The organism is Sphingobium sp. (assembly GCF_035511395.1).
Lineage (GTDB): Bacteria > Pseudomonadota > Alphaproteobacteria > Sphingomonadales > Sphingomonadaceae > Sphingobium.
The window spans coordinates 1-15,113 of the sequence record NZ_DATKFP010000419.1; the positions used below are offsets into that span (position 1 = coordinate 1).

The 15,113-nt window shown below is 62.9% G+C and carries 12 protein-coding genes and 2 pseudogenes; 3 read left to right on the forward strand and 11 right to left on the reverse strand.

All coding sequences use genetic code 11. The features are described from left to right. From VMR39_RS28100 to VMR39_RS28110, 3 genes and pseudogenes are all read right to left on the reverse strand, one after another. Positions 1-646 (reverse strand): annotated as a pseudogene (locus VMR39_RS28100) (methylase); the annotation flags it as partial. 137 nt (positions 647-783) lie between these two features. Beyond that, complete coding sequence (locus VMR39_RS28105) at positions 784-1,362, reverse strand: NAD(P)H-dependent oxidoreductase (protein WP_019054338.1); 579 nt, start codon at positions 1,360-1,362, stop codon at positions 784-786. An 80-nt stretch (positions 1,363-1,442) separates the two neighbouring features. After that, entirely contained in the window at positions 1,443-2,279 is an 837-nt protein-coding gene (locus VMR39_RS28110) for a DUF7146 domain-containing protein (RefSeq protein ID WP_024018137.1), read from the reverse strand. 868 nt (positions 2,280-3,147) lie between these two features. Between VMR39_RS28110 and VMR39_RS28115 the strand changes: the two genes are divergently transcribed. Continuing rightward, positions 3,148-4,281, forward strand: coding sequence for a replication initiation protein (locus VMR39_RS28115; protein WP_019054795.1), 1,134 nt, complete (start codon positions 3,148-3,150; stop codon positions 4,279-4,281). A gap of 45 nt (positions 4,282-4,326) precedes the next feature. Here the strand turns inward: VMR39_RS28115 and VMR39_RS28120 are convergent, their stop codons facing one another. From VMR39_RS28120 to VMR39_RS28145, 7 genes and pseudogenes are all read right to left on the reverse strand, one after another. Beyond that, positions 4,327-4,722, reverse strand: coding sequence for a hypothetical protein (locus VMR39_RS28120; RefSeq protein ID WP_019054794.1), 396 nt, complete (start codon positions 4,720-4,722; stop codon positions 4,327-4,329). Next, positions 4,715-5,401 (reverse strand): ParA family protein, encoded by a 687-nt coding sequence (locus tag VMR39_RS28125; protein ID WP_019054793.1) that lies wholly within the window; start codon positions 5,399-5,401, stop codon positions 4,715-4,717. The genes VMR39_RS28120 and VMR39_RS28125 overlap by 8 nt, the downstream gene beginning before the upstream one ends. A gap of 1,247 nt (positions 5,402-6,648) precedes the next feature. Beyond that, positions 6,649-7,860, reverse strand: a complete 1,212-nt coding sequence (locus VMR39_RS28130) for a hypothetical protein (protein ID WP_024018138.1) — start codon at positions 7,858-7,860, stop codon at positions 6,649-6,651. A 283-nt stretch (positions 7,861-8,143) separates the two neighbouring features. Then, positions 8,144-8,662: a hypothetical protein gene (locus VMR39_RS28135; RefSeq protein ID WP_235536267.1), complete on the reverse strand. Its 519-nt coding sequence runs from the start codon at positions 8,660-8,662 to the stop codon at positions 8,144-8,146. A gap of 192 nt (positions 8,663-8,854) precedes the next feature. Next, positions 8,855-9,277: pseudogene (locus tag VMR39_RS30600) on the reverse strand (TniQ family protein); the annotation flags it as partial. Further along, a complete protein-coding gene (locus VMR39_RS28140) occupies positions 9,274-10,197 on the reverse strand; it encodes a TniB family NTP-binding protein (RefSeq protein WP_056356791.1) in 924 nt (307 codons plus the stop codon). The pseudogene VMR39_RS30600 and the gene VMR39_RS28140, both read right to left, overlap by 4 nt. After that, the gene (locus VMR39_RS28145; protein WP_325421455.1) at positions 10,194-11,849 is read right to left on the reverse strand and encodes a Mu transposase C-terminal domain-containing protein; all 1,656 of its coding nucleotides are present in this window, start codon (positions 11,847-11,849) and stop codon (positions 10,194-10,196) included. Before VMR39_RS28145 ends, VMR39_RS28140 begins: the two co-directional genes overlap by 4 nt. 154 nt (positions 11,850-12,003) lie before the next feature. On the opposite strand from VMR39_RS28145, the gene VMR39_RS28150 reads away from it, so the two are divergent. After that, positions 12,004-12,234 carry a hypothetical protein gene (locus VMR39_RS28150; protein ID WP_325421457.1) on the forward strand — a complete coding sequence of 77 codons (231 nt, stop codon included), beginning with the start codon at positions 12,004-12,006 and terminating at the stop codon, positions 12,232-12,234. Between the two features lie 24 nt (positions 12,235-12,258). On the opposite strand, the gene VMR39_RS28155 is transcribed toward VMR39_RS28150, so the two are convergent. Continuing rightward, positions 12,259-12,831 (reverse strand): recombinase family protein, encoded by a 573-nt coding sequence (locus tag VMR39_RS28155; RefSeq protein WP_046766285.1) that lies wholly within the window; start codon positions 12,829-12,831, stop codon positions 12,259-12,261. 137 nt (positions 12,832-12,968) lie between these two features. On the opposite strand from VMR39_RS28155, the gene VMR39_RS28160 reads away from it, so the two are divergent. Beyond that, positions 12,969-15,113, forward strand: a 2,145-nt coding sequence (locus tag VMR39_RS28160; RefSeq protein WP_325421461.1) for a Tn3 family transposase, incomplete at its 3' end; no start/stop codon positions are given.

A 15,113-nucleotide genomic window follows, 5' to 3' on the forward strand; every position in this document is an offset into this window, starting at 1 on the left:
GAAGGTGACGCACGGCGGCATGGGCGTCGGCGCCGAGCCCCACCGAGCGCGAGAAAGGCGGGTTCATGAGGATCAGGCTGGGACGCGGTGCCGCGGCCAGGCTCGAATTGATCGTCGCACCGTCGTGGCCGGTGACTACCGCGTCGGGGAAAACGTCGGCGAGGCGCGCGCGGCGAGCCGGTGCGTATTCGTTGAGCTGCAGGGCGGCGAAGCCTCGGCAATGTGCCACGAGGAGTCCGTTGCCCGCGCTCGGCTCGAGGATGACGTCATCGTTCTGGATATTGGCGAGCAGAACCGCGACGGCAGCGAGATCGACGGGCGTCGAGAATTGCTGCCATTCGATCTGGTCCTCGCTGCGCACGGTCTGCGTCGGCAGCCGGTCGAGCAGATCGCAGGCGGACGCAACGTCATCGAGCGAGCGCAGGGGATAGGGCCCGAACTGGAGGTGATGGGCAAGCGCGTGCTCCAGAATCTCGAAGCTGTCGCGCTGCGTCCAGAGCCCGTCGGCGTCCGTCCCGCCATAGCCCTCGACCATGGCCGCATTGAGGTCCGCCCTCGTGATCGGGTCGCTGGAGCGGAGACGGTCGACGAGAAGCGTGGCCGCGCGGCGTTCGGCCGCGGTGGCGGTATCGAAGAGATCGGACATTGAGGGGTCTCCGGACTGGCTGCCCCATCGGCAGCATCAATCCTTCGACCCCCCTTCCCTTTTCACGATTGCCCGACTGCGGCGAGGCTTGGTTGGCGCTGGCGGGACAGGGCTCGGGCCCCGCTGTTTGCCGAACGCTATCGCGCGTCCCGGCCGAACTGGCTGATGAGGCTCAGCCAGTGTTGCCGTTCGCCGTCGCTCGCCTCGGCGTCCCCGATGATGGAATGGCGAACGGGCGCGATCCCAGTGAAGCCGAGTAGATTTCGCGCCCAGCTCTTGAGGCTGTGGGCACGGTAGTAGAATCGATAGAAAGGGGCCGGCATTCCCATGGTCACCGCGACACGTGCCGGTCGGCCGCAGAGCAGCTTCGCATTCCGATCCGACACGGTTTCGTCGATCGCGAAGCCCGGCCGCATAACCTGTTCGAGAAAGGCCTTGAGGAGCGCCGGTAGGTCGCCGAGCCAAAGCGGAAAGAGGATGACCAGATGGTCGGCCCATCTGATGTCGATCTGCGCGTCGTGGATGGCTTTTGCGGGATCGGTCTCGCGCCATTCGTTTGCCGAGCGCAGGATGGGGAAATCCAGAGTCGCGACGTCGATCCGCCTCACTTCATGGATGGCGTCTTCTGCCCCGGCCGCATAGGCGTACGCGAGCGCATGGATGAACCGCGCGCGGTCCGGATCGGGGTGGCCATCGATGATCGTGATGCGTGCCATTCGAGCCTCCAGGCAAGGCGTTCCTCCGAAGCGCAGCCTCCCGCAATCCGGATGTTTCCGAATGCGTGCGCGGCAGTCGGTTATCGCCGGCTCAGTTCGAGGACCTTGGCCCAATCCTTGACGCGCTCTGGCGGCATGCTTCTGATTTTGAGGCCAGGGCGGGCATAGCGAAGGGTCGCGCGCTCCGCGGCGATCGCCCCTTCGGCGTCGTTGTCGGCGGCCAGGATCAGCGAGGTCAGCGTCTCGGGCAGTAGGATCTGGTCGAGACGACGTGCGCCCAGGCTCGCCCAGCAGGGGATGTCGTGAAGGAGCGTGAACGCCCGGGCCGTTTCGAACCCCTCGGCGAGTGCCAGGACATCGCCTCGCCCTCCCCCTTGCCAGGCACCGCGCGCCGGTCGGCCGAGCATGAGCTTCATGCGATAGCGCGCCGTCACTGGATCGAGGAATATGCGCTGCACCGCTGTCAGGCGCCGGCCCTCGCGAACCGCGACCAGCAAGGCGGGATGGTAGGTCGTCCACGGCTTTGGCCGGTAAGGGCAGCGCGGGTGAAACCGCAGATCCTGGCTGATCGGCATGAGGTGCCTGATCCCGAGATAGCGCTCGGCAAGCGTGCCGGCGACGGAAAGCGCCTCGTCCCATAGCCGGCTCGCATTGCCCGCCTGAGCCGCCGGGTTGTCGGTGTAGGCAAACCGCCCCCGGCTGGGCACGCGGCGCAGTTCCCGAAGGATGTCGTCACGGTCGCATCCGGCAAAGCAGGTGACGAGGATGCCTCGATTGCCTTGCCGGATGGAGAGGCTTGGGGTGCTGTCGGCGTGGGCCGGACACGGACACATCGCCGTGCGACCGTGCCAGGTTCCGCCCAGCGAGCCGACAAGATCGACGAGTTCCTGAGTGGGTTTGAGCGCGACCAGGGCCATTGGCTGCTCCTTTCGCGGTCCTTGCTCCCCCTTGCCTCTCTCCTTGGTCGCTCTATCCTGGCCGCCAGCCTGTCGGTGATGCGGAACCGTCGAGCTGCTACTCTCAAAGAATCAAATCTTAAAAACGCCCAAGCGGAGCGCGGGAGCTTCATAGATTCATGGATTCTAAGATTCGGGCACCATTTGTGACGGCAAACCAATAGCTTGAGTGCTCTCCTTGTGAGGATGCGGGGGCTTCTGCGTGAGTTCTCGGGGGCGTCTATGCGAGGCGATGGGGGCAAGAGCCTGAGCGATCGGGGGATAATGTGAGTTTTCGGGGGAATCAGGCGAAGCGGGCGAAGCGGGCTTAAGAGCAGTTTCGAAAGCCCTGAATCGCTGGGCGTTTTGCTGTCCATACGATGGCTGGCCGGCGATCCCGATGTTTATGTGAGCATGTGGGGGACCGAATTGGCGGGAGGCCGATCTTTGTGTGAGCGCACGGGGGCGGAGCCTTCTGTGAAGAGTATTCGAAATAAGGAATTCCCCCGCCTTTGTGTGAGCGATGGGGGGTGGCCAAGAAAACTCAATTAAAACAGCGGGATGTAGGGATCTATATGTGAGTCGCCGGGGGCATCGGCTCGTCGGGTCGGAATCCCCTCCCCGGCCCTTTCCAGGCGGACAAAAGTTCTATGTGAGTTTTCGGGGGAGCGGACGCGACTCGGCCTGTTTGTGCGAGTCGGCAGTTGGGGGCCCTTTGTCTTTATGTGAGTGCGTGGGGGCTGTCGGCCGAATGGTGCCAGCGAGGTTTATGTGAGCGCTCAGGGGCACGTCTATGTGAGTGAACGGGGGGGCTGTTCTCTTTATGACAAGCTGATGTTATGCAACTCACATGAAGCTCGATTCGGACACGGTTGAAATCGAGGTTCCGCCTGACCTTGAGGGTCTGAGCCGGACGTTGCGGGTGGCTGACGTGATTCGCCGCCGCGACCTCGACTTTGTAAGTAAACCCGGGGAATTAGTCGAATCCGAGTTCGAGACCGGGTCGTTGAGCGCCGCGGGAAGAAAGGCTTTTGCGCTGATGTTGCGCAAGGCTGGACCGGAAGCCGGGGAAGACAGCAAGACCTTCACGATCACCAAGAAGGAACTGCGCGGCACGCATAAGGGCAATGAGCGCATCCAGCCGGTGATGGATGAACTGCTGCGCGTCATTGTTCGTATCCGGACGACCTCGAAGAAGGGCAAGCCTGCGATCATGTCGCAGTCTTTGCTGTCGAGCTGCGTGGAGGAAATCTCCGAGGACGGCATGAGCGTCGTCGAGTATCAATTCTCCGAGAGTTTCAAGCGCGTAATCCAGCGTTCGGATTATTATGCGCGGGTGAATCTCGGCGTGATGCTTGCGCTTCAGTCGCGCTATTCGCTCACGCTGTATGATCTTGGCTGCCTGATCATCAATCGCCAGAACCGTGTCGTCAAAATGAACGTCGATGAACTGCGGCGGCGGCTCGGTGTGCCTGACGGCAGCTTCAAGAACTTCGCCGAATTTCGGCGCGACGTCCTCGCAAAATCGAAGGCGGAGATCGACCAGCTCGCCGATTTCATCGTGGAGTGGGAAGAAATCAGGGGATCAGGGCGTGGGCGGCCGGTTGAAGCGGTCAAGCTGACCTTCAGTCCCAAGGATCCTGTCGATCAGGAAGAGACCGCCAAGGAGCTCGATCGGCCGAAGGTCGGACGGCGGGCCAGGCGCGATGGCAGCGTCGAGCAGATCGCGGCGATCCCGGCGGCGGCTCCGGTAGCGGCGCTGGCTTCGAGCAAGCCCTTCCCCACAGGATCCATGCATTTCTGCGGGGATCAGCGTTTGCTCACGATTGTCGCCGATTTTGGAGGTGGTTGGGACAAGGACCTGATCGCCGGCGCGTTTCGGGAGAAGATGGGAGACAAGCTGAAGACGCTGACTGGCGTGCCTCTCTACAGATCGTGGGAAGGGTTCTGCAAAGCTTTCGTTGGAGCCCGGGGTCGGCCCTAGGGGAAGACCCCCTCCCCCGATTCCTCACATAAAGCGTAATAGCGCCTATTTGGGCGTGCCGCCCTCCCCTTCTACCAGATCGATCAGCGCCATGATTCCGTCCGGGAGGCTGAGATTGCGATCGTCGCACCAGCGCACGAGGCGGTCGCGCTCCGGGGGCGACAAGCGCATGCTGATATGCAGAGAACGAGCTGGCCCGCGCTGCGGTTTGCGCTTGGGCGTGACGCCTAGTTCTGCAGGAATTTGGTGGAAATAGTTCGCCGGCACAGCCGTGCCAGCGGGTTCACGTTGCACAGGAGGTGCGCCGCCGGGCTTGGGCGCTGCGGTTGCGGCTACGAGGCCCCGAAGGCGGTCGGCTGGCGCTTCGGGCTGTTCCAGTCGCTGGCGTGTAGAGCTGATGATATCGCCCATGCTGCTTGCGGCGGCCTTGTCTTCAGGCATCCACGGCCTCCTTGTTCTGAATTTCGCTGAGAATATCGGCAAGGACGCTTTGGGCGATGCGCCTGGCCTTTTCCGTCTTGGCGAGGTTGGCGGCTTCGACTTCAGCGAGAGTCATCCGGTAATTGGACATGGCGCGGAAGGCATCGAGCGTGAACATCTGGTCTGTGAAAGTTGGCAGGGCCTTCCTGATCTGCCCGTCGATCTCCCATTCGGCCTTCGAGCGGGCCACCTGCCCCGTCTGCGTGATGAGCACGCGGTACGGCACGCCACGGCACATCTTCTCGAGCATGTCGCTGGTTTCGACGGTCCGCTCGAGATCGAGCCGCGAGGAACGCGTGGGGATGACGACGAAATCCGAGTCCATGGCGGCGTAGGCCGTCTTGAAGTTCGAGGTTCCCTCAGAATCGACGACGACGAGCTGGGCCACTTCTCGGGCCCGAGCGATTGCGCCGCCAATATCGGAATCTCGAAGCTGCGAGGCGTCTTCGACGGCGATGCGCGAATCCCCTCCCCTGCCCGCTGCGATCCGATCCCGGTGCCAGTTGAGCAAGCTGTTCTGGCGGTCTGCGTCGAGCATGAAGACTGAACCGCCAAGCGCTTCGAATTCTGATGCCAGGGCGAGTGCGAGTGTCGTCTTGCCCGCCCCTCCCTTGCTCTGCGCGATAGTGATGACTGGCACGAAGGAACTCCCTGTGGGTCGAAGGCGCGGCACCCATGTAGCGTAAGATGGGCAGCGCGACACAATTGATATGCGCGGTGCATAGCGCCTGTGGATGCGCGGTGCAAGGCGTGGGCGCGGCTATAGTCGCAGGCGTAGGGCAAAGCGCGTATGCGAGCACATTGGCCAGCGCGTGCGCCATCGACAGCGCACGCGCTGGGAAAAGCGAGGTAGAAGGTGACAGCGCTGGGTACAGCGTCGCAGCATTACACGGCGTGAGCGCGTCACCTAGCGCGATGGCGTTACAACCCGCCAGCGCGACACCCAGCGCACGACAAAGCGCGGCACACAATGCGGCACATGCCAAAAGCCCGCAGAAATCAAGGAATCCGACGATGCCGACGCTGTGAGCTAAGGGACCCGGAGCGTTGCCATAGCGGAGTCAATGGCGCGCAAGCAGGCGATCGATCTCGGCCATTTCTTCGTCAAAGGTGTCGAAGATTGCCGACAAGCTCGGATCCGCGGGTAGGGGAGGGGGGCCAACCTTGGTCGGCCGCGCTTCGGGGATGCGTATCCGAACGTAACCGCAAGATTGGCCGCCAGGAATCTCCCCAAGGTGCGCGGTCGGGTAACCTCGACCACCAGACTCGCGGCAACACCACGGACCAGAAGCTTGCTGACTCCGGCCACGCTCAACTTCAACGCCTCCGGGACGAACTGCGGCGAAAGAATTGGACGATGAATAGAGAGAGGCAGGGGAGGGAAGGGTCCCTGCGCGAGAGAGGATAGCGTGCTGGGCGTCGCGATAGAGACGCTTGAGCTCATCGAGCCGTTCGGACCCTGAGACAGCCGCACCATGAAGCGATCGTACGCCCGCCAACCAGTCCGCGTCGGAAGGACGTGGCTTCAACCGCAACGTCTTCGCACCCCCGCACAGGCAGGGGAGGGGGCCTGCTCCACGCGATAACGGAGAACATCGGTTTCCCGCCGATCTGATATGTCCATTACCCAGCGCGCGGAAGCGCGGGGCGAACCGATCGGTCGCCCCCCGGGGCCTGAAGCCAATTATGGCTTCTATCGCTCGACGAACCGCGCATTGGTGCAAAACTGGGCAAATGAACGTGGGTGGACGGGCTCGGCTGGCAAAATCGTCCTCAGAAGCCCGCACAGCGCGATTAGGGGGTGCTCCCGTAGTCGGGGCTGCTTCACGCTCGTGTTGGCGCTGTAAGGGGCGTTTGCAGGGACAAACTTTTTGCCGGTTTTCAGGCCTAGTCGTCCGATCGATCGTCATAGCGCGCCAGCAGAGCATCAATCCGGGCGAGGGCGGCATCATAGTCCTCAATCGCCTCGCTGGAAAACCGGACCGGGTCATCGGCCAGCGGTGTAGGCGCAACGGCTGGTCTGCCGCGCATGACCGAATAGAGCTTGACCCCCGACAGGGTTTCAACGGCCAGATCGCCTCCGTCTGCCAGCGCGGCCAGCATGGTCCGGACCCCGAGCCGGGTCGCGCCGAGCACGGCCTCGATCTGGGACGAGCGCAGCGGGCCAAAGCCGGAGAGGAGGCCATAGAGCTGCTGCGCGCGCGAGTTCGTCCGTTTCGCGCGGTAGCGCTCGGCGAGGTGTTGGCGCGTGTCGCGGGCCTCAGCAACCAGGCGGTTGAGATGATTCAGGACATCGCGCAGCGCTTCGGCGTGAACGATGGCGGCGTGCGCCGGGTTGTCGTCAACTTCGGCCGCGCGCACCGTATCGAGCCGGATCAGGCCGTTGAGCGGCAGCGCCGCGCTATGGGCGCCGGTGGCTTGCAGATACGCGCCAAAGGCGCATTCGATCGCCCAGCGCGGGGAGGGCGGGCGAGGGCGCTCGATCACGACTTGCCGCGTGGCGAGCGTGATCGTCTCGGTCGCGCGTTCGGCCGGGGCGAAGCGCGGGCTTTGGCCGATGGCCCGGTGGAGGGCGGCCAGGGCGGAGAAGGGGAGGGGGGCCGGCTCGAGCGCCGTGATCAGCGCTGCGGCCTCGTCGATCGCGGCCCGTGCGGTTTCGACGGCGGCAGCGCTGTCAGGGTCGCGCAGCGCCAGGCAGGCTTTTTCCAGCCCCAGTGCCGCGTCGATGAGCGGCACCCAGCGGCTGCGGGTCATCTCGGCGAGCAGGGTGGTCGCGAGCGCGCGGGGGGCGAGTGCGAACTGGAGTGGTTCGTCGGAAAGGGGTATAAGGCCGGCGTACCAGGCATGGAAGCGCGCGTCGGTGAAGAGATGCCCTTCCTGCCGGAGCGCCGAGATCAGCGTCTCGCGGATCAGGCGCGCAGCGAGGATGGGGTGGATGTCGGACGGGCACCAGGTGAGGGCGGCATCGAGCCCACCGAGCGCGAAGGCCGCTTGCGCCTGGGCTGTCCCCAGCGCCTCGAGATCCGCCATCGAGGGCGGTTCGGTGGTCTCGAAGCCAGGAAACCCATGCGACACGGCCAGAAAATCCAGTAAAAACAATCGTATATAATCTATGTATAGCAAAGGAAAGATTGCTATACAACCGCTCTGATGGTTTTTAGCATCAACATGCGATAAGTGCAGTTATCATATAAGCGGATTTGACGCGATTCTATAGAATGGAGTAAGGCTGTTGTCGGTTTCGGAATATGGCCGGACTCGTGGGCCTTCCACGTCGCAGCCCGTCGGAGTGTCAGAATAACCCCGGACTCTTTTCAGAATAATCCGGACTCCGCCGCGCGCGCTCAAAACCCGCAACAAGAAGGGTCGTCACAGGCTCTGGTTAGACCCGCGCGAGCGACGATCCGATCCTTGCTATTCGGCTCTCAAGATCAGCGATCCGGGCGTTACGTCGCCTTCCGCGTTGAGCGACGACAACGCGGTCGACAAAAGCAGGTGACCAGCGTTTCATCGCTTCGATATTTTGTTGGAGCGCGTCTTCGTCCACCGAGGCGACAAACGTCTCAATTGCCGGCGGCTTATGCTCGCCAAACAGAACTCTCCCAGTCTCGATGCGAGGGTCGAGAATGCCTTTGACCGCGGAGAGCATAGAGCGACGCATGGCTATGCTGGCGATCGCCATCGGGTGCAACTTGTCACTCGAGTGAAATTCGGGCGGATCCGATCCGGGGGTCATGGCCGGACAGACGTAGCTGTTCAGGGGGATGTCGGTCCGTGCCCAGGAACGATGATGGCCGACGAGCAACTGCCAGATGTCGCGCACTTCGTTGAGCAGTTGGTCGGCCGAAGTGAAGTTGAAACGGTGTTGGTCTGGTGTCCTGCCACGAAGGGCGGTCGCCACTGCAACCTCCAACTCGATGACGTGATCCCAGCAATTCACGGCGTTTTGATCGGCGACAAGTGTCTCGGGAGCCGCCCTCTCAAGCGGGCGCCAGCAGCCCCGGCAGATCATGCGCAACGGGCCGCTCGCAGCAGCTGAGAGCCTCCAGCGAAAGCAGCCGCACGCAGCACATCGGTCCTGGAGCGGCCATTTGTGTTTGTGGCAAAAGCCGGATACCGCCAGTACCCAGCGCCGGCGCAGATAGGCTGGCTGGCCAGCGGCATAATCTTCGGCCAGACACCGCGTACACCAGCTCACGTGCAGTCTTGGAATGGGGCGAAGGGTCTCATGCTCAGTCTGGAATGGCGGCGCGTCCCACGCGAGGAAATCAAGCGGTATGCCCGGATGGCGGCGGCCGATGGTGATCTCTGCGAGGCTGGAGGGAGGTACGCCGAACTCTAGTGACACCGCTTTCAACCAGGCAGCTGGCGGGTGAATGTCCGGGAGACGCCAGCGGCCCCTGCGATCGAGAACGACCTCCGGGTCCTGAAAAACTCGACCGCGGACACGGCAGTTCTGTCGGGCAAGCCAAGAAGTCAGCAGCTCATCGGGAAATGGCGCCGGAGGCGGGATCACGCGACGCGCCGACGCAAAGTCCGGTTGGTATTGGCGATCACCTGCATCGATACTAGGGGAAGCAACAGCGCCTCGTCATCGAAGCTGCTCGCGTCGATCATCTCCCGCTTGTTACGGATCGCGGCGATGGCGAGGGCTTCCATAAGGCGGAAAATCCGACCCGTTACGCCCTGGCTCAGGTTGAGGACGCGTTGACGCACGTCATTTGCATCGAGCTGCGAGGGCAGGCGCAGCGGAAGCAGTCCGGAAAAGCTGGCCATGAGCTGTCGGAACGCCTGATCGTTGCGCCACGGGACCAGTTCGAATGCAGCAAAACGATCAGCAAGGTTAGGATCGGTCAAGACCGCAATCCGCGCGTCTTCGGTACCGGCGCATACGATTGGTATCTTCAAATCGTTTGTCAGGAAGCGGATCGTATTGAGGAAGATGCGCTGCTGCCGCGGCGACCCGGCCAGCATCTTGTCGATCTCGTCGAGCACGAGAACCCTCACGCCGAGTTCAGCGAGCATTCGACGCGAAAGCGAGCGGAGCGATCGCAGGGACATATGCTCGAACTCTGTGAGGTTCATCGCCAACAGCAGCTCGGTGTAGAACTCCTCCTCGCTTGGCTGCGGAGGCATCTGAACGACCACCACCGGCATTGTCGTGAGCCCGGCGCGCTGGTCGTACGACGAGGCGTGCAGCTCAGCGAACCTATTCACGATCTCGCTCTTGCCCATGCCGGTGGTACCGAACAGCAGGAGGCACGGCATCCGGCCGCGTTGGGGATAGGTCAGCACATCCTCCAGCCGTCTGAGCGCTTCTCCGGCTTGCGGAAGCGCCATCCAGCGGTCTCGCCGCAGCCAGTCGATCCGTTCATCGTCCGGCATCGATGCCGTATCCCGGTAAGCGGGAAACAGGTGATCGTAGAGGTCGGTCATGTTCGCTCCTCGATCGTGAAGGGCACGACAGGTTCGGTATCACAGGGCGGTGCCGCGTCCATTGGCGTTGGCAATGAGAGCATCTCTGAGTGTGGCGGGTCTTGCCCCAGGGCGTAGGATATTCGCTGTGTCGATCTGCGCGCGGATTTAGTCCGGTCGATGGCCTCGACGATTATCCGCCGCTGTTCGCGCACCATTTCGAACAAGGAGTTTTCGTCGACTGCAAGGCGTCCGCGTTCGCGCAATGCCTTCACGGCAAGGTCATGCTCAAATTTGGTGATTGGAGGACGGCGCCGATCGCGTAGGGGCACCGTGAGATGCTCGCCATCTGGCAGCTCGACGTAGACGCTCGAAAGATTGAGCGGGCTGTATTTGATCGGGAGCTTTCTGTCGCAGTTCGCGGCGAGGGGCGCCAAAGCGCCGTGCCAGTAGAAGGCGTGGAACAGCTCGACACCTTCCCGCCGAACGCGGCGCATCTCGAAGGGCAGAAAATCGAGAAGGAAACGGTCCGCGTCAGCCGGCAGCCGCAGCGGCACCGCGCGTGTAGTATTGGCATCGTTCCACGCCGTCAGCGGTGGAACGCCCAGTTCGCGATGAACTGAACCATGATAGATTCCGACCTGAAGCGTGAACCAGAGCTCAAATTCCTTAAGGGTCATGCACGACTGACCCTCTGCGTCGTAATCGCCTTTTGCCTTCACGTTGGAGAAGGTCGTGCCCGGGAGCAGATGCACTTCGCCAATCATCGTGCCGATCAGGCGCTCAATGTGACCCCCATAGTGGGGTGTGGCGATGGGACGATATTTCAGTTCGATCCCATGCTGCTGGCATCCACGCGCGAGTGCATGGGAATGAAACTCCCGAGCGTTGTCGAGATGGAGGGCATCGGGAATACCATAGACGGGGTATTCGAGCCTGATCTCCCGCTCTTCAAGCCAAGCTGTCTTTCCGAGGACTGCATGGCGAATGGCCATGCCCACCGACGTAGCCGAGGGGCTCTCGAGCGAGATGTAGAAACCAGGGATGACGCGGGTTGCAAGATCGATCTGCAGGGTGAGAGTTGGCCTGCAGAGCGGCCTCCGAAAATGCTCGTCGACTATGATGATATCGGCGGGAGTGTGATCCATCTGGACCACCTGCAAGGCGTGGTCGGCGAAGTATGATCCCACCACAGGCCGGTAATGATCGCTGGCGGCTTTGCGGCCGTCGCGAGCCTTCGCCAGTCGGTTTCGTTCTACGAGAGCGACGCGTGCTGCGATCGTCCCACGGGCGGGCGGTTTGAGGCTGCCTTCGTGGCATAATTCTCTGACCCTCCGGACCAGCTGGGCCATCGTCGGCTTCGGGCGGGTCAGGTAGAAGCTCTCGATCGTCGTATCGATGATCTGATCCAGTTGTGGATCCAGGCGGGATCCGCCTTTCGGAAAGCCGCGTCCCTGATCCAAAAGCGAGGTCGTGACGGGATCCTTTCGGTATCGTGCGACAAGTTCGAAGACCCTCGTCCTGCTCAGGCTGAGTTCGGCGCAGGCGCACAGGAGGGCAGAACGGGTGAGGGTTGGCATCGCGACGAGCGCACGAATGACCGGCTCGCGATCGCAAGCGATGCGCCATGCGCCGGTATCGGCGCGTGTCAGGGTAGTGCCTGTATCGGCCATCACCTTGCCCACGAAAGCGCTGGAGACTCGCTCAGCGCAGTCCACGGTTATTCTATCAAAAAATGCTTCAGACCGCGAGAGTCCGCTGTTATTTAGAAATATGAATGAAAGAAATGCGCCATTTTCCAGTCCGGGCTTATTCTGAAACCGACAGATGGATCACCCCGCGCACCTCGACGACAACGTCTTGATCGCGGCGAAAACGGCGGTAGCTCCTATGGCGGCGGCCGACGATCTCTCCTGGGCGGTGGTGAAGATGCACGCGGTCGAGCGCATCGTCGTCAACGAGCCGCTGATCGCCGCCTACCAAGCGGCGTCGTCGCCCCACAGCATCCGCGCGCTCAAGTCGAGGTCATCGCATCAGATGTTATCTGAATTACTCTAAGTACGAACGGATGGCGAACACCGCTCAGGGGGCAGTGCGCCGGACGCCAGCGAGCGCCATTTCCCGATAAACGGTAGCACGGCCAAGGCCGAGCTGGCGCGCAGCATGGGTTGGCGACATTCCCGCCACGACCAGGTTGAGGGCGGCTTTCGCCTTTTCAGGGTCCAACGGCGGGCGGCCCGGTAACTTGCCCTTGGCCCGCGCCGCGGCGATACCGTCCTTCGTCCGCTCGGCGATCAGCCGCCGCTCAAAATGCGCGATCGAGCCGAAGACGTGGAACACAAGTTCGCCTGCCGCCGACGAGGTGTCGAGCTTCTCCTCGAGGCTAAGCAGCGCGATGCCGCGCTCCTTCAGGGCTGTCACGACAGTCAATAGTTCGCCGAGCGAACGACCGAGTCGGTCAAGGCGGACGACCGCCAGCGTGTCGCCGGCGCGCGCGTACGCGAGCAGTTCGGCCAATCCGGGTCGGTCCATCGACTTGCCCGATCGCACGTCGGTAAACACCTTGATCGCACCCGCCTGTTCGAGACGCATCGTCTGCCCGGCGACATCCTGGTCGCCGGTACTCACGCGCGCGTAGCCCAATATGCCGCTCAACCACCGTCTCCCAAACGTCCGGTCTAGGGACGTCGACGCCGAGGCTGCGCGACACCACCCAAAACCGTCCAGAGACTACGTCTCATTAAGACCGTATGTCCACGATTATTCTCACCCTTTTGTGGACGGATTTCACCATGGCACGACGCGACCTCCTCACTGATGCCGAACGGCGTGCGCTGTTCGGCGTGCCCGAGACCCGCGAGGATCTCGCGCGGCACTATATGTTGTCGCCGCGCGACCTCGTTTCCGTCGTGGCCAAGCGTGGCGACACAAACCGGCTCGGCTTCGCGGTGCAGTTTGCGCTGCTTCGCCATCCCGGGTTCGGCTTCACGCTCGAGGAGGGCGCGCCCGAACACCTTGTCGCCTTTATGGGTGAACAGATTGGCGTCTTCGCTTCGGCGTTCGACCGCTACGCTGCACGCCCCGCCACCGCGTCTGTTCACGCACGCGACGCCGAGGCGGCGCTCGGATTGCGACAGCCGACCAATGCCGACCTGCCTTTGCTGATCGAGGCCGGGGCCAAAGCAGCATGGTCGACCGATCGCGGGGTGCCCATTGTGATCGGTATCACCGAAGCGCTTCGGGCGTCGTGTATCACGCTGCCATCGCCGTCGGTGATCGAGCGTGCCGGAATCGCCGGTCGCGCCCGCGCGCGACTGCGTGCCTACGACGCCCTGCTCGTTGGTGTATCCGCCGACAGCCTGGCCAAGCTCGATGCTGTGCTGGTCGTCGATCCGCAGACCGGGCTGACGCCGCTCGCCTGGCTGCGCGAGATTACCACCGCCCCGACGCCGGACAATGTGCGCGGGTTGCTTGACCGACTGGCGCGCGTGCGCGACATCGGGCTGCCCGTCGCGATCGGCGACGCGATCCATCCCGATCGGCTTCGCCAGCTCGTCCGCGAGGGTCGTGCCTCCTCTGCGCAGCTTATCAGTCGCTATACACCGTCGCGTCGGCGCGCTACGCTTGCGGCGATGATCCTCGACCAGGAGGCAAAACTGATCGACGCCGCGCTCGACATGGCCGATCGCATTATCGGCGGCAGCTTTACGCGCGGCAACAACAAGCAAAAGAAAAGCTACGCGGCAACCACGCGCGATGTCGGGCGCATCATGCGGCTGTTCGATCGCACGGTCGCTGCGCTGGAGGAAGCACAGGAAAGCGGGATTGATGGCTTCGTCGCGGTCGATGCAGCAGTGGGCTGGGACAAGCTGCTCCGCGCACGCGGCGAAGCCCGCACCATCGCCAGTCTTGCGGGCGAGAACCCCTTGCTGCGGGCGGCGGACCAGTGGAGCCGGCTGCGCAAATTCACGCCGCTGCTTCTCGAAGCCATCGATTTCAAGGCTGGACGCGGCAGCGCGTCGACGATCGCGGCCGTGAACACGCTGCGCGAAATGAACCGCTCGGGACGCCGCGATGTACCCCCGGCCGCGCCGATGCCGTTCCGCAAGGACTGGCGGACGCTGGTCAAGGAGGGCGGCGACAAGCCTGATCGCCGGCTCTGGGAAACCGGCCTCATGGCGCACCTGCGCAACAAATGGCGCTCGGGCGACGTGTGGGTCGAGCGCTCGTCCAATTATCGCAAGTTCGACAGCTACATGCTTTCCACCGCCGAGGCTGCGCCGATCGCCACCGACCTGAAGCTGCCTGCGACCGCCAACGAATGGATCGCCGATCGGGGTCGCGAACTCGACCGGCGGCTGAAACGCTTCTCCCATCGCCTTGCCCGCGGCCAGGTCGAGGGCGTCACGTTCAAGGACGGCAAGCTGTCCATCACTCCAGTGCGTGCCGACGAGTCCGCTGCCGCCAAAGCGCTCGCCGCGCGCATCGACAGCCTGATGCCACGCGTGCGCATCACCGAACTGCTCCACGAGGTTGCACGCGCGACCGGTTTTACGCAGACGTTCCTCAATCTTCGGACCCGGGAACAGCATGACAACGAAAACGCCTTGCTCGCCGCGATCCTGGCTGATGGCTCCAACCTTGGTCTCGCACGCATGGCACAGGCGAGCCAGGGTGTTACTCCTGACCAACTCGTCTGGACAAGATCGGCCTATATCGCACCCGACAACTACAAAGCCGCCCTGGCACGGATCATCGATGCCCATCACGCGCTGCCGATCGCGGCGGTATGGGGTCAGGGCACGACGTCCTCATCGGACGGCCAGTTCTTCCGCTCGGGTAAGCGCGGCAGCGGCGCCGGGGACTTCAACGCCAAATACGGCGTCGATCCGGGCTTTTCCTTTTACACGCACGTCTCCGATCAGCACGGCCCCTAT

What these genes read in the sequence shown, in the direction of transcription:
- VMR39_RS28105 (WP_019054338.1), bottom strand. Translation starts at nt 1,362, where the DNA reads ATGGCACGCATCACGATCATCGATGGCCACCCCGATCCGGACCGCGCG.
- VMR39_RS28110 (WP_024018137.1), bottom strand. Translation starts at nt 2,279, where the DNA reads ATGGCCCTGGTCGCGCTCAAACCCACTCAGGAACTCGTCGATCTTGTC.
- VMR39_RS28115 (WP_019054795.1), top strand. Translation starts at nt 3,148, where the DNA reads ATGAAGCTCGATTCGGACACGGTTGAAATCGAGGTTCCGCCTGACCTT.
- VMR39_RS28120 (WP_019054794.1), bottom strand. Translation starts at nt 4,722, where the DNA reads ATGCCTGAAGACAAGGCCGCCGCAAGCAGCATGGGCGATATCATCAGC.
- VMR39_RS28140 (WP_056356791.1), bottom strand. Translation starts at nt 10,197, where the DNA reads ATGACCGACCTCTACGATCACCTGTTTCCCGCTTACCGGGATACGGCA.
- VMR39_RS28145 (WP_325421455.1), bottom strand. Translation starts at nt 11,849, where the DNA reads ATGGCCGATACAGGCACTACCCTGACACGCGCCGATACCGGCGCATGG.
- VMR39_RS28150 (WP_325421457.1), top strand. Translation starts at nt 12,004, where the DNA reads ATGGATCACCCCGCGCACCTCGACGACAACGTCTTGATCGCGGCGAAA.